Consider the following 19,178-nt stretch of genomic DNA (forward strand, 5'->3'; position numbering starts at 1 on the left):
TGAGCATCAACGACTATTCCCCCAGCCGTGTGCGCTCCCCCCGAAGTGAAGCAGCTTTCCGAATCCGTCGGAACCGCCGCCGCCGTCACGCGCTGCGGTTCGCCGCCGCCGGGCTGGCGGCGGCGGTCACGGCCGGTTCGGTGCTCGCGACGCTGACCGGGAGCGGCGCCGCCACTGAAACAACCAGGTCGGCCGCGACCGAGTCGGTCGATATCGGCAAGGCCTCCACTGAGGTCGATGAAGTGATCGACACGATCCAGGCGAAGATGCGGGCCGAGACCGAGTCCCGGGAGCGGGCCGAGGCCGAGGCCGAGGAGCGGGAGGCGGCCCCGGAGGAGGCCGCCAAGGCCTCCGAGGTCGACAAGCCCGACGCCGCCGAGATCCCCGAGCCGGAGCCCGAGCCCGAACCGGAGCCGGAGCCGGAACCCGAGCCGGAGTGGATCTCCCCGTCCAACGCGGCGATCACCTCCAACTACGGAGAGCGTTGGGGCCGCCTGCACGCCGGGGTGGACTACGGCAACGCCAGCGGCGAGCCGATCTGGGCCGTCGGCGCCGGCGAGGTGACCTACGCGGGTTGGATGAGCGGATACGGCAACCTCGTGATCGTCGACCACGGCGGCGGCGTCGAGACCGCCTACGCGCACGCCTCCCAGATCCTGGTCGGTGTCGGCCAGCAGGTCGGTCCCGGCGACCACCTGTCGCTGACCGGGTCGACCGGGAACTCGACCGGGCCGCACCTGCACTTCGAGGTGCGGATCAACGGCACCCAGGTGGAGCCGCTGTCCTGGCTGGCCGAGCGGGGCGTCTAAGACCCGGTCGCGCCGCGTCAGCCGCGGTTCGACGAGGGTCGCCTCGGGTACCGGGAGGCCGCCGAGCTTGCGCATCAGGTGGCCGACGGCGATCTCGGCGAGCTCCTCGGCGGGCACCAGCACCGACGGCAACTGCGGGTGGACGCGCTCGGCGACCTCGTCGGGGCCGATGACGACCACGTGGAAGTCCCGGCCCACCCGCTTGCCGGCGTCGGCCAGCGCGTGCATGACGTGGGGGACGGCCGACTCGTTGTGGACGGCGAGGCCGTCCAGGTCGGGCCGGGAGGCCAGGAGTTCTTTGACGCTGCGCTGCACGGCGACCGCCTCGTCGGGGCAGGCCCTGGCCCGGGTGCGGGCGCCGGTCCGGCCGCGGTCGAGGAAGCCGGAGCGGACCCGCTCGGCGAAGCCGGTGCGGCGTTCGTACACCGCTTCGGGTGCGCCGAGGAGGGTGATGTCGCGGCAGCCGCGTTCGATGAGGTAGTCGGCGCATTCGGCGCCGGCGGCGCTGAAGTCGAGGTCGACGCAGGTGAGTCCCTCGGCGTCGGCGGGGAATCCGATCAGGACGCTGGGGAGGCCGAGGCGGCGGAGGGTCTCCACGCGCCGGTCGCGCACTTCGACGTCCATGAGGATCAGGCCGTCCACGATGGCCGAGGCGGCGACGCGGGCGAGTCCGGCCGGGCCTTCGTCGGCGGTCATGAGCAGGACGTCCTGGTCGTGCCTGCGGGCCTCGGTGACGGCGCCGGAGGCGAACTGCATCAGCACCGGCAGGTGCATGCCGCGCCGCAGCGGCAGCATCATCGCGACCACGCCGGCCTTCCGGGAGGCCAGGGAGCGGGCTCCGGCGTGCGGGTGGTAGCCGAGCTCGGCGACCGCGTCCATGACGCGGCGGGCGGTGTCGGGCGAGATCGACCGCTTCCCGCTGAGCACGTAGGAGACGGTGCTGGTGGCGACTCCGGCCCGCGCCGCGACGTCGGCGATGGTGACCCCGCGGCCGGCGTTCACGAGCCCGCCCGCCCGAAGCGCAGCGACGCCAGGCGGGCCGCTCCGTTCTCGAAGGTCACGTAGAGGTCCTTGACGCCTTCGGCGTCGGCGAGGTCGACGGTCACGTCGGTGTAGTCGTAGACGCCGGCGGTGGCCGGGGTGTCGAGCTTGGCGAGGACGTCGCCGTCGAGGGGGTCGTCGACGCGCAGGGTGAGCTGGGCGGGGGCTCCGGACACGCGGGCGGTGACGGTGCCGTATCGGGCGGAGAAGTCGCAGTCGCCGAACATGAGCCAGCCTCCGGCGTGGCGGGCGGCGATGACGTCGCCGCGTTCGCGGGTCCCGTCGCGCCACAGCACGCCGGAGTAGGCGTCGTTGGCGGCCGCGGCCAGCGGCGCGGACAGGTCGCGGGCGCCGACGACCTCGCCGTCGACGCGGACCGACGCCGACTGCACGGTGTCGGTGGCCGAGCGGCCGACCATGAGGCGCTGGCGGCTCTTCTCGACGATCATGCGGCCGGTGACGTTGTCCCAGTGGGCCAGGTCGTCGACGGCCAGGCGGAAGGCGACGGTGCGGGTCTCGCCGACGGCGAGGCGGAGCTTCTCGAAGCCGCGGAGCTGCCGCAGCGGCTGCTTGACGCGGGAGCCGCACTGGTGCGAGTAGAGCTGGACGACTTCGACGCCGTCGCGGTCGCCGGCGTTGGTCACCTCGACGGTGACGTTCAGTTCGTCGCCGGGGGCGGCGTGCTCGCGGTCGACGGTGAGGTTCGCGTACTCGAAGTCGGCGTAGGACAGGCCGTGCCCGAACGGGTACAGCGGCTGGCCCAGGTAGTAGAGGTAGGTCGCGTCGGAGGCGACGATGTCGTAGTCGAGCAGCGCCGGCAGTTCGGCGGCGTCGGTGTACCAGGTCTGCGGGAGCCGCCCTTCGGGGTCGCGGTCGCCGAACAGGACGTCGGCGAGCGCGTTGCCCCATTCCTGTCCCCCGTGGCCCGACCACACCAGCGCGGGCACGTGTTTGGCGGCCCAGACCGGCGCGAACGGGTACGACGAGGACATCACCAGGACCGTGTTCGGGTTCGCTTCGCGGACGGCCCGGAGGACGCCTTCCTGCGCGGGCGGGAGGCCGAGGTCGGTGCGGTCCTCGGTCTCGCGGCCGTTGACCAGCGGGTGGTCGCCGAGCACGACCACGGCGAGGTCGGCCTCGGCGGCCAGCGCGGCGGCGGATTCGCGTCCGGAGGCGACGAACTCGAAGTCGAAGGGGGCGGCCCGGTCGGGGTCGGCGGTCAGGGTGATGCGGCCGTCGTCGGCGACGGCGAGCCACTTGCCGGCCTCGTCGTCTTCGGGCCGGTGGATCTGCTGGACGGCGACCTTGCCGCCGTCGACTTCGATGATGCGGAAGGTCTCGGTCACGTCCCATTCGGCGGGGCCGGGCGAGTCGGCGGTGACGGTGCCGTCGGGGCGGCCGGCGAGGTACCGGCCGGTGGCGACCGAGCGGGCGGTGTAGGCCCCGCCGCCCCAGTCGAACAGGTCGAACTGCGCTGCGGCGCCGGTGGTGTCGCCGATGCGGGGCCCGGGACCGGCGGCGGTGAGGTAGCCGGTGCGGTGGCGGACCCGGATGCGGTCGACCCCTTCGCCGCTGCGGACGTCGGCGCGTTCGGCGAGGGCGGCGCGGGCGGTGACGGCGTACGGGAGAGTGCCGGAGTACCAGTCCTCCATGAGGGTGTCGGCCAGGGGTCCGATCACGGCGATCGACTCCGGTTCGCGCAGCGGCAGGAGTCCGTCGTTCTTGAGCAGGGTGATCGACTGGGCGGCGGTCTCGCGGGCCAGCGCGCGGTGTTCGGGGGAGTCGACCGTTTCGTCGTCGGCGCCGGTGCGGGTCCGGTCGGGGTCGAACTCGCCGAGTCCGAAGCGGACGGTGAGGTTGCGGCGGGCGCAGGTGTCGATGTCGGCCTCGTCGATCAGGCCGCGTTCCAGGGCGGTGCGGAGGTGGCCGAGGACGGCCTCGGGCCGGTCGTCGTCCTGGGTGAAGGAGTCCAGGCCTGCTTTGACGGCGGCGGCGTAGGCGGTGGGGAGGTCGTCGAAGTAGCCCTGGAGGCCGGCGAGGTTGTTCGGGGCGTAGGCGTCCGAGACGATGAGGACCTCGTCGTCGGTCCAGGTGCGCAGTTCGTCGTTGACCAGCGGGGTGACGTGGGCGGGGCGGCCGTTGACGAGGTTGTAGGAGAGCATGACCGCCACGGCGTCGCCGCCCGCCAGTGCCGGGCGGTGGGCGGCGAACTCGTATTCGCGCAGTACCCGCGGCGGGAGGTTCGAGGAGGTGGTGCAGCGGTCGGCCTCGTTGCCGTAGGCGAGGAAGTGCTTGACGGTCGGGGCGGTCTTCCACCTCCGGCCGTCGTCGCCTTTGAGGCCGCGGGCGTAGGCCGAGCCGAGCAGGCCGGTCATCCACGCGTCTTCGGAGTAGCCCTCCTCGTTGCGGCCCCAGCGGGGGTCGCGCAGCGGGTTGACGGTGGGGGCCCACACGTTGCGGCCGACCTGCACCGGGTCGCGGCGGTGGTAGTCGAGCAGCTCGTCGGCGACGGCCGCGCCGACCCGTTCGACCAGGTCGGGGTTCCAGGTGGCGCCGAGGGCGACCGCCTGGGGGAAGACGGTGGCTTCGCCGAGCCAGGCGAGGCCGTGGAGGGCTTCGGTGCCGGTCTTGAACGGTCCGATGCCGAGCCGTTCGATCGGGCGGTGGTACTGGTGGAGCAGGCCGAGCTTCTCTTCGAGGGTGAGGCGGTCGAGCAGGTCGGCGACGCGGTCGGCGCGGGGGAGGCCGGGGTCGCGGTAGGCGGGAGGCGGGTCGGTGAGGGTCATGGCGGGACTTCCTTGCTGGACGTCGCTGTCGTGTCGAAGCGCTTCGATTATCGGGGCGGTCGGGTCCGTTGCGCCTTTCGAAGCGCTTCGATTCAGGAATAGGAGTTTTCTACACCCGCGCGGGCGCGGGCGTCAAGGACCGGCCGGTGCCGCGGCCCGGGGCCGATCGCGGCAATCGGGCTTCGACCTGCGGCGATGGTTGGGGTAACGGTTCGGGAACGGACCGGTTCAGGAGCCGAGCGGGGTGGGCATGAGGCCGGCGTCGATGTCGTTGAGGATGCCGGTGGCGGCCCCGAGGGCGGGGGCCTCGTGGCCGAGGTCGGAGACGACGATGCGGGCGTTCCCGGCGCTGGCGGGGTGGGCGCGGGCGTGCAGTTCGGCCTCGGTGGTCGGCACCAGCCAGTGGCTCAGTGCCGGGAAGTGGCCGCCGAGGACGACCACTTCGGGGTTGAGCAGGTCCACCGCGCAGGACAGGCCCGCGCCGAGTGCGCGGCCGACCCGTTCGAGCACCGCGATCACGGCCTCGTCGCCGGCCCTGGCGCGGGTGACGACGTCCTCGACCTCGGCCTCCACTTCGGTGCCGGCGATCCGGTCGGCCTCGGCGATCGCGGCCAGGACCGCGCGGATGCTGGCCAGGTCGTCGACCTGCCCGGTGCGGCCGTCCACCTCGATCAGGAGGTTGCCGATCTCGCCGGCGAAGCCGCCGGCGCCGCGACGCAGCTCGCCGTCGACGATCAGGCCGCTGCCGAGTCCGATCTCGCCGGTGAGGTAGAGCATGTCCGCCACCCCGGCGTGGGAGCCGAAGCGGTGCTCGGCCACGGCACCGAGGTTGGCGTCGTTGTCGACCAGGACGGCGTACTCGGGGTCGCGCATGGCGCGCCGCAGCCGGGAGGTCAGGTCGAAATCGCTCCAGCCGAGCCTCGGGGCGTCCTCCACCACGCCCTTGTGGTCGATGGCCCCGGGCACGGCCACGGCCAGGCCGAGGATCTGGCGGCCCTCGGAGTCCATCTTGTCCACCGCGCGCTTGGCGAGGCCGGCCAGGGCGGAGACGGACTTGCCGGGGGTCGAGCCGGCGCCGTCGTGGGCGCGCCGCCAGGACAGGAGCCGGTTGCCCTCCAGGTCGACCGCGACCAGCGTCATGTAGTCCACGTTGACCTCGACGCCGAGGGAGGCGTAGTAGCCGGTGTCCACGCTCAGCAGCACGGCCGGGCGCCCGATGTTGCCGATGACCGACCCGGACTCGCGGAGCACCCGGCGTTCGATCAGCTCGGCCACGAGGCTCGATACGGTGGCCTTGTTCAATCCGGTCTTGGCGGCCAGATCGGCCCGCGAGCACCGCCCCTCGGCGCGGACCTGACGCAGGACGTACCCGAGGTTGTTGGCGCGGACGTCGGTGAAGTCGGCGCGCCTGGGCCGTCCGGGCCCGAGTTCCGCCCCGCCGCCTCGGCCCGCGGCCTTCGCCGCTATGCGCATCGCCATGTGTACAGCCTCCCTGAACCTGTGGCCCATTCTGATCGATGGCGACGACCCGTTGTCAGCAGGCCCCTCGGGGGCGGCTGCTCTCCCGAATCGTGACCGATCCGGAATCGGTTCTGGGAACCCCCCGTCTTGTGTGAGCCATCACCGTGCGCTACTTTAGTTTATCGAGCAGCCGAACTAACTACTGGCTCGGCAACCCCTCGACCCTCACGAGTTTCAAGCATTCGAAAGGACAGCAACGTGGCTACTCCCTCCCGCAAGTCGCCGTTCAGGCGCCGCTCCCTCTTCAAGGCGGCCGGCCTCGGCGCCGCAGGTGCCGCCGGCCTGCCCGCCCTCTCCGCTTGCGGTGACGTGACTTCCGACACCGGCGGCTCGCAGTCGGTGAGCGAAGGCCTGGAGATCCTTCCCAAGCACGTCCCCTACGAGCTGCCCTACCAGCCCGACCTGGTGGGCGAGCCCCCGAACCACCCGAGCGCCTTCCTCCAGTACCCCCGGCCCGTGGTCGAGGCGGTCACCGACAAGCCGAGCAACAGCGGCGAATACACGGTGCGGGTCCCCAACTGGGGTCCGGTCATGGACTCCGACGACCCCTACTGGGAGGTCATGCAGGAGGCCACCGGCGGGACCAAGATCAAGTTCGACCAGATCGACGGGAACACCTACGGCGAGGCCTCGGTGACCTGGCTGCAGGCCGGCGACTTCGGCGACGCGATCATGATCCCCTCCTGGAACGCCCGCGACGACCACACCGACTTCGGCGAGACGGTCATCAACCGCTTCGCCGACATCACCGACATCGTCTCCGGCGACATCTCCGACCGCTGGCCGCTGCTGGCCGCCCGCCCGACCAAGGCCTGGGCGAACTCGGTCTGGTCCACCGACCCGGAGAACCAGGCCGAGACCGCCCGCATCTTCGGCGTCCCGTGGATCTTCGAGGGCGGCCCCTCCAACGCCTGCTTCTACCGCGTGGACCTGCTCGAGGAGGCGGGGCTCGAAGTCCCCACCAACATCGAGGAGCTGCTGGAGCTCGCCCGCGCCTGGAGCGACGACCCCGCCGGCAAGTGGGCCTTCGGCGGCACCGACTGGTTCTCCCCGGCCTGGTTCGGCCTGGCCGGCGGCCACGGCTGGCGCCAGGACGGCGACCAGATGCTCCACGACTACGAACGGCCCGAGTACCGCGACTGGATCGACTTCCGCCGCACCCTGGTCGAGGAGAAGCTCCAGCACCCCGACGTCGGCACCGACGCTCTCGACGCCCCGGCCGCCTTCGTCGCCGGCGACATCCTCATCGACCAGAACGGCTGGGGCGCCTACGACTGGATGCCCGACTGGGGCACCGGCGAGAACCCCGACTTCAAGATGGCGCCGCTGCCGCCCCTGGCCTACAACGGCAACGAACCGCAGGTGCTCTACTCCACCGAGGTCTCCGGCTGGCTGTTCTTCCGCCAGGACATGGAGGTCGAGCAGATCGAGGAACTGCTGGACGTCGCCAACGCCTGCGCGGCGCCGATCGGCACCAAGGAGTTCGAACTCATCCAGTACGGCGTCGAGGGCACCCACTTCGAGTACGGCGACGACGGCAGCCCGACCTTCACCGACCAGGGCAACGACACCAAGAACGACTCGCTGGCCTACACCGCCATGTCGGGCAAGACCGAATTCTTCCTCCAGGGCCACGAGGAGGTCGTCCAGACCCGGTTCGACTACAACGCCAACGCCCTGCAGTATATGGCGGAGAACCAGTTCGAGGGCCTGCGCATGGAGGCCTCCGCCGCCGGCTCGGCCGCCGGCCAGACCATGGACGGCATCGTCGAGGACATCATCCACGGCCGCGCCGAGATGTCCGCCTTCGACGACGCGCTCGAGCAGTGGAAGGCCGACGGCGGCGACGCCGACCGCGAACTGTTCAAGTCCGCCTACGACTCGCTGCACTCCTAGCGGCCGCACCGGGGCGGGCCGCGGCCCGCCCCGGACGCCACCGGCCCATTCCACCGATTCCACCCAGCGAAGGCACCATGGCAAACACCACGTCCCCCCGAGTGGCCTCGCCGGCGCCGGCCGGCGCCGGCGTCCGGCGCGTCTACCGCAAGCGCAAGTTCTCCCACCGGTTCAGGCAGGACTGGCCACTGCTGGCGATGACCCTCCCGGCGGTCGTCCAACTGAGCCTGTTCTTCTACTACCCCTCGCTCTACAACGTCATCGCGTTCATGGACTACAGCCCGTTCCGGTCGGTGTGGGACAACCCGATCGTCGGATTCACCTGGTTCCAGATGCTGTTCGCCGACGACCAGTTCTGGCTCGCGCTGGGCAACACGCTGAAATTCGCGACCGCGCAGCTCCTGTTCGTGTTCCCGCTGTCGATCACCCTGGCGCTGCTGATGCACGGCATGGTCTCCAGCCGGCTCCGGTACACCTTCCAGTCGATCGTCTACCTGCCGTACTTCTTCTCCTGGGTGCTGGTGGTCGTCATCTTCACCCAGGTGCTCGGCCCCAACGGCCTGTTCAGCCAGTGGGCGCTCTCGCTCGGCGCCGACCGCCTCGACATCACCAGATCGGCCGACAGCTTCCTGTTCCTGGCCTGGATGCAGTGGACCTGGAAGGACGCCGGCTGGGGGATGATCATCTTCCTGGCGGCGCTGGCCTCGATCAACCCGAACCTGTACGAAGCGGCCGCCGTCGACGGCGCCAGCAGGGCCAGGCGCCTGTGGCACATCACCCTGCCGGGGATCCGGCCGGTCATCGTACTGCTGGTGATCCTCCAACTCGGACAGATCCTCAGCGTCGGATTCGAGCAGTACCTGGTGCAGCGCACGCAGGTCGGGTGGTCCTCGACAGAAGTGCTCGACACCTTCGTCTACTTCAAGACGTTCGGCCCCGGCGCGCTCAGCGAGTCCTACGGGACGGCGGCAGGGCTGTTCAAGGGGGTAATCGGCCTCATCCTCATCCTCGTCGCCAACAACGTCGCGCACCGCCTCGGAGAACAAGGGATCTACAGGAAGTCATGACCGCTATCACAACGCCCCGCCGGAACGGCTCCCGCAGGCGGGCCGCCTGGGACGAGGAGCCGTCCCCGTTCGCGAAGTTCACCAAGGCCGCCTTCCTGACCGCATACGCGGCCGCCGTCATCATCCCGATCTGGACGATCATCGTCACGAGCCTGTCGACCGAGGACGCGCTCACCGACGCCGGCGGCAACATGGTCTTCCTCCCGACCGACCTGAGCCTCCAGGCCTACAAGGTGGTACTCGGCGGCGGCGAATTCACGAGTTCGCTGCTCTACACCGCCCAGATCACCGCGATCGGCACCGCCGTCAGCATGGTCATCACCATCGGCGCCGCCTACGGGCTCTCCCGGCCGGGGACGCTGTTCCACCGGCCGCTGCTGATGCTGATCCTGCTGACCTTCCTGTTCCAGCCGGGCATCGTGCCGTCGTTCCTGGTGGTCAAGAACCTGGGCCTGCTGAACACCTTCTGGGCGCTGATCCTGCCGATGTCGTTCAACGCCTTCAATCTCATCGTGCTGCGCGCGTTCTTCATGAACAGCGTGCCGCGCGAGCTCATCGACGCCGCCAGGATCGACGGCGCCGGCGAGTTCCGCACGCTGTTCCGCATCGTGCTGCCGATGTCGAAGGCGATCCTGGCCGTCATCGCCCTGTTCTACGCGGTGTTCTACTGGAACATCTACTTCCAGGCGGTACTGCTGACGCCCAGCCTCGACGAACAGCCGATCCAGGTCCTGCTCCAGCGGGCGATCCTCACCACCACGGGTCTGCCCGGCCAGGACGCGGCCATGGCCGACCTGCGGGCGGCCGGGCAGGAGGTCGCCCCGGACACCTCGATCAAGATGGCCGTCGTCATCTGCACGATCCTGCCGATCGTGATCATGTACCCGTTCATCCAGAAGCACTTCTCGAAGGCCGTCATCACCGGGGCCGTCAAAGGCTGAACCGCGAAGACCGGACTCAGGAGGGAACCGGAAGGGGGCCGCGCCGGGGCAGGGGCGCGGCCCCCTTCCGCCGCACCGCCCCGGATGCAAGCCGCGTGCAAGCGCGATGAAAGGCCCGCACCGCACGCTGGAGCCGTTCTGGCAAGACATCGGAAAGGTTCCACCATGCAGCATGCGATCGAAGTCAGAGGGCTGGTGAAGACGTTCGGCGCCGTCAGGGCCCTCGACGGCGCCGACCTCACCGCCCCGCCGGGCACGGTCCTGGGCGTGCTCGGCCCCAACGGCGCGGGCAAGACCACCGCCGTCCGCGTCCTGTCCACCCTCACCCGTTCCGACGGCGGCAGCGCCCGCGTGCTCGGCCTCGACGTGGCCGAGCACGCCGGCGAGGTCCGCTCCCGCATCGGTCTGACCGGCCAGTACGCCGGATTGGACCCCGACCTGACCGGCGAGCAGAACCTGGTGCTGCTGGCCCGGCTCCTGGGCGCATCCCGCGCCAAGGCCAAGGCCCGCGCCGCCGAGCTGCTCGAACGGTTCGAGCTGACCGAGGCCGCCACCAGGGCGGCCGGGAAGTACTCCGGCGGCATGCGCCGCCGCCTCGACCTGGCCGCCTCGATCGTCAGGCGGCCCGAGGTGCTGTTCCTGGACGAGCCGACCACCGGGCTCGACCCGGCCAGCCGCAGCAGGCTGTGGGAGCTCGTGCGCGAGCTGGTCGCCGAGGGCACCACGGTGCTGCTCACCACCCAGTACCTGGAGGAGGCCGACCATTTGGCCGACTCGATCGCGGTCATCGACTCCGGCCGCGTCATCGCCTCCGGCACCCCCGGCGAGCTCAAGCAGGCGGTCGGCGGCCTGGTGCTGCGCCTGGAGCCGGTCCGGACCGAGGCGCTGCCGCAGTTGCGCGACCTGGCCGACTGGACGATCGGCGCCAGGGCCGAGATCGAGGAGGGCCGGGCGGTCGTCCCCGTCGGCCACGCCGGCGAGGCCACGGCCGTGATGGCGCGGGTGACGCAGGCCGGGATCGACCTGGCCTCGTTCGGCGTCGACGAGCCCACGCTCGACGAAGTGTTCCTGAACCTGACCGGCCACCGGGCCGAGGCAGCCGGCGAGACCGAAAGGGAGGCGGCGGCGCTATGACCGACACGACATGGGAGACCCGCCGGGGCCCGCTGGCGCAGTCGGCGTCGATGGCGGCGCGCACGCTGGCCTCGACCCGGTCCAACCCGGCCACCCTGATCGAGTTCTTCATGATCCCGCTGATGATCCTGCTGTCGATCACGTTCTTCATGGGCGGGCAGATGATGGGGACCTGGCAGGACTTCCTGCAGTACGCCGGGCCGACGATCATCGTCATGGGCCTGTTCTTCGCCATCCCGGCCACCGGGCTGGGTCTGTTCGGGGACCTCAAGGCGGGCGTGTTCGACCGACTCACAGCCATGCCGGTCTCCAGATTCGCGCTGCTGGCCGGACGGGTCGGCGCCGACATGGTCAGGCACGCCTGGGCGCTGCTGGTGGTCGGCGGGGTCGCGTTCGCCATGGGCTACCGGGTCGAGGGCGGCGTCCTCGGCGTGCTCGCGGCCGTCGGGGTCGTGCTGCTGTTCCTGTTCAGCGCCTCCTGGTCCATGGTGCTGATCGGCCTGACCGCCCGGACCGAGGACCAGATCCAGACCTGGATGATCGCCCTGCTCATGCCGCTGGCCTACACTTCCAGCGCGTTCATCGAGATCGAGACGCTCCCGGGCGCGGTCCAGTGGTGGGCCGAGATCAACCCGATGACGGCGCTGTCGGAGACCATGCGCGCGCTGCTGGCCGGCGGGTCGCCGGGCGGCGACCTGGCGGCGATGCTGGCCTGGTGCGCGGCGGCCGTGGCCGTGTTCGTGCCATTGTCGCTGCGGGCCTACCGGCGCAAGCTCACGAGCTGAACGGCCACTGCGACGACTCGGCGACCTCGGCGGCCCGGCGTTCCAAGTCGGCGTCGCCGAGGTCGCCCGCTACTTCGGCCAGCACCCGGTAAAGCCGATTCGAGACCTCCGAGAGTTCCACGAACCGCGGCCGGTCGGACTCGGCGGCCAGCAGCTCGTCGCGGGCTTCGGCGGTCCGCCCCAGGCGGCGCAGGCAGGAGGCCGCCGAGATCCGCGCCGACATCGCGTTCTCCAAGGCGCCGACGTCGGCGGCCCGCCGGGCTTCGGCGCGCAGCTTCGCCAGCGTCGCCTCGGGGTCGTCGCCGTAGGTAGCCTCGAGGCGCCATACCTGGTCGATGATCACCGACGAGGTGATCTCGGCCCCGAACTCGGATTCGGCGCGGAGCGCCCGCGCCAGCAGGCGGGCCGCCCCCGCCCGGTCGCCGCGGGCCTCGTCGTCCAAGGCCAGCGCCTGCAGGGTCGTGACCAGCCCGAACCGCTCGCCGATCGACTCGAAGATCGCCAGGGCCTCGTGCAGCTCGGCCGTGGCCCGGTCCCGGTCCCCTTCCCGGGCGGTGAAGTCGGAGACGATCATCAGGTAGATGCCCTTCACCCAGGCGTCCCGCTCGCCGTCGAGGCGCGCTCCGGCCCGGCGCAGGGCCTCGGCGTCCCCGGCCAGCAGCGCCCGGAGGACCGGCACGATCTTGGTGAGCGGCTCGGTCTCGTACAGGCCGTGCTCCTCGGCGAGGCGTTCGGCCAGTTCCCATCCGGCGTCGATCTCCTCGGGGTCGAGCACGCCCGACCACAGGCCCCAGGTGCCGGACATGGCGACCTTGGCGCGGTGGGCCGGGTCGAGCCCGCCGTCCATGGCGCGGACCCGCCGGGCCAGCTCCGTGCCCTCGTCGCGGTGGCCCCGCATCCACCAGTACCAGGACAGCGGCGCGACGAGCCGACCGGCGCGGTCGGCGTCCCCGGCCGCGATCATGCGGCGGATCGCCGCGACCAGTTCGGCGTGGTCGGCGGCGAGGCGCCGGAGCCATTCAACCTGCTCGGCGCGCATCAGGTGCGGTTCGGCGCGCTCGGCCAGTCCGATGAAGTGGTCGGCGTGGGCACGGTAGGCGTCAGCGGTCTCCCCGAACTCGGCGAGCCGTTCGGAGGCGTATTCGCGGACGGTCTCCAGCAGCCGGTAGCGGCCGCCGGGCAACCGCTGGACCAGTGATTTGTCGACCAGGTCGGCGACGGCGTCGACCGATGCCGAGCAGACGGCGGTGACGGCCTCCAGTTCGGCGTCGCCACCGAACACCGACATCCGGGCCAGGACGCGGCGCTCGTGCGGCTGGAGCAGGTCCCAGCTCCAGTCGACCACGCCGCGCAGGGTGCGCTGCCGGGGCGCCGCGGTCCGGTCGCCGCGGTTGAGCAGGCTGAACCGGTCGTCGAGGCGGGAGGCGATCTCCTCCAGGCTCATGGTGCGCAGGCGGGCGGCGGCCAGCTCGATGGCCAGCGGGAGGCCGTCGAGCGCCGAGCAGACCCGGGCGACCAGCGGCGCGTTGCCGCCGGTGATTCGGAACGACGCATCCGACTGGTGACCGCGTTCGAGGAGGAGCCGGACGGCCGCTTGGGATTCGGGGTCGACGGTGGTGGCGTCGCCTCCGGGGTGGCCGAGCGGCCCGAGCGCGTACACGGCTTCGCCGGTGATGCCGAGGGCTTCGCGGCCGGTGGTGAGCACGCGCAGCTTGGGCGCCTTGGCGACCAGCTCGGCCAGGAGCGCGGCGACGCCGTCGACGAGGTGCTCGCAGTTGTCGACCACGAGTAGCAGTTCGCGGTTGCGGAGCACCTCGAACAGGCGCTCCCGGGTGTCGCCGTGGCCGCGCGACAGGATCGATTCGCCGACGTGCAGGGCTTCGAGCAGAACTTCCGGCAGTCGGCGGGCGTCGTCGAGCGAGGCCAGCTCCGCCAGTCGGACCGGTAGGCCGCCGTCCTCGATCCGGTGTGCGATCTCGACGGCGAGGCGGGTCTTGCCGGTGCCTCCGGGACCGGTGAGGGTGACCAGCCGGTTCGCGTCGATCAGCGACAGGAGGGCCTCGGTGTCGGACTCGCGGCCGATGCACGCGGTAAGCGGCTCCGGGAGGTGACTCGGCGGGTCGGCCGCGGGCGCGGGCTCGACGCCTCGCAGGACGTCCAGGTGCGCGGCCGACAGCGAGGCCGACGGATCGACCCCGAGCTCGTCGGCGAGGCGGGAGCGGACCTTCTCGTACACGGCCAGCGCCTCGGCCTGCCGCCCGGCGGCGGCCAGGGCGCGCATGTAGCGCGCCGCGTCGGCCTCCGAGAGCGGGTCCGCCGCGGACCGGGCCGCCAACTCCCCCAGCACCGGTTCGGCGCCTTCGAGTTCCAGGCGGGCCTCGATGAGCAGCGAGGCGACGGCTTCGCGTCGGGTGATGAGCCGGGTGACGGCCGCGTCGGCGAATCCGTAGTCGGCGGCGTCGCCGAGCGCCGGGCCGCGCCAGAGCCGCAGCGCTCGCTCCGCGTGCCGCCGTACGGACCCGGCCGACCGGGACCGGGAGGCCGCCTCGGTGTCGGCGGCGAGCCGCTCGAAGTCCTCGATGTCCGTGGTGGTGCCGGTGAGCCGGTATCCGCCGGAGGTGCTCTCCAGGTCGTCGCCGAGCAGGCGGCGGAGTCGGGAGACCTGGGTGTGGAGGGCGCCGGTGGCGTTGGCGGGCGGTGCCGAGGCCCAGAGGGCGTCGATGAGGGAGGCGGCCGGGACCACCCGGCCGGGGTCCAGTGCGAGCCGGGCCAGCAGGGCGCGCTGCCGCCCGGCGGGCACGGTGATCTCGGCTCCGGAGGAGTCGAGCGTCCGGAGCGGTCCGAGCAGCTCGATGCGCATGCCTCAATCTTGCCTTCAGGGGAGGCGAACCGTGTGCCCGCGGCGGCAAACCGGGTTGCCGCCGGAGTGCGGGTTCCGCACACTGAACCGATGCGCATCAGACTGGCCGCCGCTGCCGAGCTCCCGAGGACGGGCACGCGATGGCGATTACGAGGTGTAATCGAATCAGGAGCGAGTCCGTTTCAGACTGTCAGAAACCCGACTGAACGAATCCGGGAGACTTCCTCCGGCAATGAGACTCGCATTCCCGAATCCACGACTGGATCGGTGAGGCCGCTCGGAATTCGATCCGCGCCACAGATGAATTCCGCAGAAGAGTCCTCGCAGGTCAGAAATAGATAACCGGCGACGTCTTCGGCCGCTTGGCACTCTGCGCCTTGAGCATTCGACCGTGAATAACTCGCCCCGATCAGTTCACGGTCGGACATTCCGGTGCTTCACAACGGAAATGGACTGTGCGATATTGATGGTTCAATTCGCACGATCAATCCATTCGGGAGAGGCGAGACGCATGACGGCGCAGGCGGAGGACACCGGCCGGTGGCTCATCAGGACCTTGGTGAGGAAGTATCGGATCCTGTCGGGACTGAGCCAGCGAGAAATCGGCGACCGAATCTTCCGCTCTGACGACACGATCCGCGCCTGGGAGCTGGGCCGGCACGACATCCCGCTCTCGATCCTCGAACCGCTCTGCCGAGCGGTCGGCATGGACGAGGAGTTCGTCCGGTACATGACGATGGTCGCGGTAGCGAGGAAGAACGGCCACGCCGTGGAGGCGGATATGCGTCTCAATGCCATCTTCCTCGCTGCCGGCGAGGAGTATTTCGGCGAGATCTTCAAGTGGGACGCCATCCTCATCCCCGGTCCGCTGCAGAACGAGCGCTACCACTACGAGTTCGCCAGCGGGACCGAACCGGGCAGCTCACAGGAGTACATCGACAACGGCTGGACCTTCAAGGTCGAGCGCCGCAAGGCCCTCGAATCTCGTCAGGACGGACCGTTGGTCCAGTTCATGTTCAGCGAATCGACGCTGCTTCAGCTCAGGCAGGCATCCGAAGAGCTCTACCAGGAAGAACTCGACTACCTCATCGAATCCGCCGAGGTCCCGGGCTGGGAGATCCGCGTCCTCACCGAACCTGTTCCCACAGGTCACAACACCCTCGAGATCTACAAGCGGGGGAACAGCAAGTATGCAGGCCCTCCCTTCGTCTACACCGAAGGCTATGATTCAACTTTGTGCATCGCCGATCCTGTCAGGGTCGGGCGTTACGATGAGTTCCCGAAGACATGGTTGAAGCGATCGATCCGAATCGAGGACTACCCGCGATGGCGACAGACGTGACCGCGTGGCGGAAGAGCACCCGCAGCGGAGCAGGCAACAACACTAGCTGCGTCGAGATTCGTCGGACGTGGCGAAAGAGCACCCGCAGCGGTGCCGGGAACAATACCAATTGCGTCGAGGTGGCCCTCTGTGCCGACGACGGGTTCCACCTTCGCGACTCCAAGCTCGGTGACGACTCCCCCGTCTTCGACCTCGACCCCTCCGACTTCGCCGGCCTCCTCCGCTCGACCCACCGCGCCTGAGCGCGCACGAACATCCAGCAGGGGCGCGTCCCGCCGGGACGCGCCCCTTGGTTTGCCCATTGGACTTCACCGCGGATTCCGCCTATCGGTCGGCAGCGGACAATCACCCTTACGGAGGGTTGCCCTTGTCGGACTCCACAAAGCCGCTAGTGGGATAGCGCCACTACTCTTCGCGCACGCTCATCGACTGCAGGCGGTTGCACGCGCGACTTCTGGAATGATTCGGCCTGGGCCCCAACGATTTCCGTCAGGACGAAATCACCGTAAGTCGGCAGGTTTCTTGCCTAATAGTCTCCTCAATGGAATCTGAAATCTGCATCAACAGGTTGCCGCAACGCATCCATGCATTAGTGTCAAGTTTCCGACTCATCGCTCATATAGCGCGTTCACGCACGTACTGTCGTTGACACAAACCCGACATGATGAGGTGCGGTGGCCGACATGGCAATTCAAGTCGATTCCCAGCACGATCCACACTCCGTCACGCCAGACCCTCCTGTTGCGGAAGGAGCGCCCCCGATGAGCGCCGGTCCTGCGAGCGCCCGCATCGCCGGATACTGCGCCGAGTTCAGGATCCGGACCGACTCCGGCCCGCAGATCCTGCTCGCGTGCGACCCCGACGGAGTCGCCGCCGCCATCGCCACCATCATGGCGGTCGAACTGGTCCAGGTGCCGACGGCCCTGGTCCGGGACCGCCCCGGGTATGAGCCGGGCGGGCGGCCCGATCACGGTCTCAAAATTGCCACCGATCCCGAGACCGAGATCGGGGCGCTCGCCTACTTCGGCCCCGGCGGCGTCGACTACGGCCCCGGCGCATGGGTCAGCTACACCGACGGCCCGCCGCACCCGGAGGTGAAGCTCTACCGCGACATGGAGGCCGACAGCGCCTTCCCCTCCGACGCGCACATCGCCCTCAGCCTCCTGGCCCGAGCGGTGGAGGACTTCCGCGCCACCGGCGGCCTGCGGCCCGCGATCGTCTCCTGGCGTCCCAGCACCGTCTGGTGACCCGGTCACAGGCCCTCCGCATCGGCCCGCGCCGCGGTTAGGCTTGCTCCCCATGAGCAACACCGAAGCCCTCAGCGTGCGCTTCGCGGGACCCGACGACGTGCCCGCCGTCTGCGCGATCGTCAACCACTACATCCTCCACGACACCTCGAATCTCCGCACCGAGGTCCAGTCCGAGGACGAGTGGGCCGACGAGCTCGCCACGTACGGCGGGCATTACCCCTGGCTGGTCGCCGAGGAAGCGGGGATCGTGGTCGGCATGGCCTACGCCAAGCCCTGGAACCCGCGCGGCGCCTACGACTGGACCGCCGAATCGACCATCTACATCGCGGACGGACAGACCGGCAAGGGCGTCGGCTCGGCCCTCTACGGCCGCCTGTTCAAGCTGCTGGAGCAGCAGGGTTTCCGCAGCGTCATGGCGGGGACGACCAGCCCGAATCCCGGCAGTGAGGCGTTGCACACCGCGTTCGGCTTCCGCAAAGTCGGCACGCTGCGGGAGGCCGGGTACAAGTTCGGGACCTGGTACGACGTGGTCCTGTGGCAGCGAGAGCTCGCTTCGCTCGACGATCCGCCCCGGCCGACGACGCCGGTCGAGCGATGGGACGAGGGGCTCTAATCAACCTCTAATGGTTTTCGCCTGGAACCTCGATCCGCGCCCCTTAGCGTCGTCTGCATCGGGTATACGGGTGCTCCTGAGGGGTTCTCGAGAGGTTAGGAATCCGGTTCCGTCAAAGGGCGCGGGATACCGATCCGGGCCCGGAGCTTTCACTCCGGGCCCGGATCGCGTTTCGGCTTCTTGGTGGGTCAGCGGATGCCGTAGAGGTGTTCGAGGGCGAGTTGGTCGAGCCGCTCGAAGGCCATCCCCTTCGCCGCCAGACCATCCACATCCACCCGGAGATCCTTGAGGTCGGCGGCGGTCTCACCCTCGGCCAACGTCGGCACCGCGAGTTGGTCGACCCGCGCGGCCGCCAGCGCCTCCCGCACCTCCGGATCGGCACGGAACGCCCTGACCTTCTCGCGCAGGATCTTGTAATTGCGCATACACGCCGCCGCCGAGACCCACACCCCGTCGTCGTCCTCGGTCCGCGGCGGCTTGAAATCGAAATGGATCGGCCCCGAATACTGCCCGGCCGCGATCCCCTCCTCGACCGCATCCACCGCCCAGAACGCACCGCCCACATTCCCGGCACCGAACCGCAGATCCTGGTCATACCGCGGACCGGTCTGCCCGTTCAAATCGATGTGGTACAGCTTGCCCTGCCACAGCGCCTGCCGCACCCCGGCCGCATAATCCAGCCCGGCCATCTCCTCATGACCCACCTCCGGATTGATCCCCACCAACTCCGGACGCTCCAACCGGCCGATGAAGGCCAGCGCGTGCCCGATCGTCGGCAGCAGGATATGCCCCCGCGGCTCGTTGGGCTTCGGCTCGATCGCGAACCGGATATCATAACCCCGCTCGGTGACGTAGTCGCCGAGCACGTCGAAGGCCTCCTTGAGACGGGCCATGGCCGACTGCACGTCCTTGGCCCCACCGGACTCGGCCCCCTCCCGGCCGCCCCAGCACACATAGACCTTCGCGCCCAGCTCGGCGGCCAGGTCCAGATTCCGCATCACCTTCGCGATGGCCAACCGGCGCACGTCCCGGTCGTTGTGGGTGAAGGCCCCGTCCTTGAACACCGGATGGGAGAACAGGTTCGTCGTCGCCGTGGTCACCTTCAGGCCCGTCTCCTCCAGGGCCTTGCGGAA

Annotated in this window: 14 protein-coding genes and 1 pseudogene; 10 read left to right on the forward strand and 5 right to left on the reverse strand. The window is 70.0% G+C overall.

The genetic code is table 11. The features are described from left to right. The first annotated feature begins 266 nt into the window (after window positions 1–266). A complete protein-coding gene (locus tag CUT39_RS21670; protein WP_100444984.1) occupies window positions 267–809 on the forward strand; it encodes a M23 family metallopeptidase in 543 nt (180 codons plus the stop codon). Between the two features lie 18 nt (window positions 810–827). On the opposite strand, the pseudogene CUT39_RS21675 reads toward CUT39_RS21670, so the two are convergent. The 3 genes and pseudogenes from CUT39_RS21675 to CUT39_RS05630 form a co-directional block, all read right to left on the reverse strand. Further along, a pseudogene (locus CUT39_RS21675) lies at window positions 828–1,811 on the reverse strand (LacI family DNA-binding transcriptional regulator); the annotation flags it as partial. After that, window positions 1,808–4,636 (reverse strand): glycoside hydrolase family 3 protein, encoded by a 2,829-nt coding sequence (locus CUT39_RS05625; RefSeq protein ID WP_100444985.1) that lies wholly within the window; start codon window positions 4,634–4,636, stop codon window positions 1,808–1,810. The pseudogene CUT39_RS21675 and the gene CUT39_RS05625, both read right to left, overlap by 4 nt. A gap of 228 nt (window positions 4,637–4,864) precedes the next feature. Beyond that, entirely contained in the window at window positions 4,865–6,115 is a 1,251-nt protein-coding gene (locus tag CUT39_RS05630; RefSeq protein ID WP_198586901.1) for an ROK family transcriptional regulator, read from the reverse strand. A gap of 240 nt (window positions 6,116–6,355) precedes the next feature. Between CUT39_RS05630 and CUT39_RS05635 the strand changes: the two genes are divergently transcribed. The 5 genes from CUT39_RS05635 (at window position 6,356) to CUT39_RS05655 (ending at window position 11,980) form a co-directional block, all read left to right on the forward strand. Next, on the forward strand, window positions 6,356–8,053 hold the full coding sequence (locus CUT39_RS05635; RefSeq protein WP_100444986.1) for a type 2 periplasmic-binding domain-containing protein: 1,698 nt from the start codon (window positions 6,356–6,358) through the stop codon (window positions 8,051–8,053). Between the two features lie 77 nt (window positions 8,054–8,130). Then, the gene (locus CUT39_RS05640; protein WP_100444987.1) at window positions 8,131–9,120 is read left to right on the forward strand and encodes an ABC transporter permease; all 990 of its coding nucleotides are present in this window, start codon (window positions 8,131–8,133) and stop codon (window positions 9,118–9,120) included. Continuing rightward, on the forward strand, window positions 9,117–10,061 hold the full coding sequence (locus CUT39_RS05645; RefSeq protein WP_100444988.1) for a carbohydrate ABC transporter permease: 945 nt from the start codon (window positions 9,117–9,119) through the stop codon (window positions 10,059–10,061). The genes CUT39_RS05640 and CUT39_RS05645 overlap by 4 nt, the downstream gene beginning before the upstream one ends. Window positions 10,062–10,226: 165 nt before the next feature. Continuing rightward, on the forward strand, window positions 10,227–11,195 hold the full coding sequence (locus CUT39_RS05650; protein ID WP_100444989.1) for an ATP-binding cassette domain-containing protein: 969 nt from the start codon (window positions 10,227–10,229) through the stop codon (window positions 11,193–11,195). Beyond that, window positions 11,192–11,980 (forward strand): ABC transporter permease, encoded by a 789-nt coding sequence (locus tag CUT39_RS05655; protein WP_100444990.1) that lies wholly within the window; start codon window positions 11,192–11,194, stop codon window positions 11,978–11,980. Before CUT39_RS05650 ends, CUT39_RS05655 begins: the two co-directional genes overlap by 4 nt. On the opposite strand, the gene CUT39_RS05660 is transcribed toward CUT39_RS05655, so the two are convergent. Further along, window positions 11,970–14,840: a BTAD domain-containing putative transcriptional regulator gene (locus CUT39_RS05660; protein ID WP_100444991.1), complete on the reverse strand. Its 2,871-nt coding sequence runs from the start codon at window positions 14,838–14,840 to the stop codon at window positions 11,970–11,972. The genes CUT39_RS05655 and CUT39_RS05660 overlap by 11 nt on opposite strands. 511 nt (window positions 14,841–15,351) lie before the next feature. Here CUT39_RS05660 and CUT39_RS05665 point away from each other — a divergent pair. From CUT39_RS05665 to CUT39_RS05680, 4 genes are all read left to right on the forward strand, one after another. Further along, entirely contained in the window at window positions 15,352–16,182 is an 831-nt protein-coding gene (locus CUT39_RS05665) for a Scr1 family TA system antitoxin-like transcriptional regulator (RefSeq protein ID WP_157930496.1), read from the forward strand. Then, window positions 16,167–16,424, forward strand: a complete 258-nt coding sequence (locus tag CUT39_RS21425; protein WP_100444993.1) for a DUF397 domain-containing protein — start codon at window positions 16,167–16,169, stop codon at window positions 16,422–16,424. The genes CUT39_RS05665 and CUT39_RS21425 overlap by 16 nt, the downstream gene beginning before the upstream one ends. Before the next feature lie 519 nt (window positions 16,425–16,943). Next, window positions 16,944–17,429, forward strand: coding sequence for an Imm1 family immunity protein (locus CUT39_RS05675; RefSeq protein WP_157930497.1), 486 nt, complete (start codon window positions 16,944–16,946; stop codon window positions 17,427–17,429). Window positions 17,430–17,481: 52 nt separating this feature from the next. Beyond that, window positions 17,482–18,045, forward strand: coding sequence for a GNAT family N-acetyltransferase (locus CUT39_RS05680; RefSeq protein WP_100444995.1), 564 nt, complete (start codon window positions 17,482–17,484; stop codon window positions 18,043–18,045). Between the two features lie 188 nt (window positions 18,046–18,233). On the opposite strand, the gene xylA is transcribed toward CUT39_RS05680, so the two are convergent. Beyond that, window positions 18,234–19,178 (reverse strand): xylose isomerase (gene xylA, locus CUT39_RS05685; RefSeq protein ID WP_100444653.1); only part of this gene is annotated, 945 nt, incomplete at its 5' end.

The organism is Glycomyces xiaoerkulensis (assembly GCF_002798405.1).
GTDB lineage: Bacteria > Actinomycetota > Actinomycetes > Mycobacteriales > Micromonosporaceae > Glycomyces > Glycomyces xiaoerkulensis.

What these genes read in the sequence shown, in the direction of transcription:
- CUT39_RS05630 (WP_198586901.1), bottom strand. Translation starts at nt 6,115, where the DNA reads ATGGCGATGCGCATAGCGGCGAAGGCCGCGGGCCGAGGCGGCGGGGCG.
- CUT39_RS05645 (WP_100444988.1), top strand. Translation starts at nt 9,117, where the DNA reads ATGACCGCTATCACAACGCCCCGCCGGAACGGCTCCCGCAGGCGGGCC.
- CUT39_RS05660 (WP_100444991.1), bottom strand. Translation starts at nt 14,840, where the DNA reads ATGCGCATCGAGCTGCTCGGACCGCTCCGGACGCTCGACTCCTCCGGA.
- CUT39_RS05640 (WP_100444987.1), top strand. Translation starts at nt 8,131, where the DNA reads ATGGCAAACACCACGTCCCCCCGAGTGGCCTCGCCGGCGCCGGCCGGC.
- CUT39_RS05680 (WP_100444995.1), top strand. Translation starts at nt 17,482, where the DNA reads ATGAGCAACACCGAAGCCCTCAGCGTGCGCTTCGCGGGACCCGACGAC.
- CUT39_RS05655 (WP_100444990.1), top strand. Translation starts at nt 11,192, where the DNA reads ATGACCGACACGACATGGGAGACCCGCCGGGGCCCGCTGGCGCAGTCG.
- CUT39_RS05665 (WP_157930496.1), top strand. Translation starts at nt 15,352, where the DNA reads ATGACGGCGCAGGCGGAGGACACCGGCCGGTGGCTCATCAGGACCTTG.
- CUT39_RS21425 (WP_100444993.1), top strand. Translation starts at nt 16,167, where the DNA reads ATGGCGACAGACGTGACCGCGTGGCGGAAGAGCACCCGCAGCGGAGCA.
- CUT39_RS05650 (WP_100444989.1), top strand. Translation starts at nt 10,227, where the DNA reads ATGCAGCATGCGATCGAAGTCAGAGGGCTGGTGAAGACGTTCGGCGCC.
- CUT39_RS05675 (WP_157930497.1), top strand. Translation starts at nt 16,944, where the DNA reads ATGAGCGCCGGTCCTGCGAGCGCCCGCATCGCCGGATACTGCGCCGAG.
- CUT39_RS21670 (WP_100444984.1), top strand. Translation starts at nt 267, where the DNA reads ATGCGGGCCGAGACCGAGTCCCGGGAGCGGGCCGAGGCCGAGGCCGAG.
- CUT39_RS05625 (WP_100444985.1), bottom strand. Translation starts at nt 4,636, where the DNA reads ATGACCCTCACCGACCCGCCTCCCGCCTACCGCGACCCCGGCCTCCCC.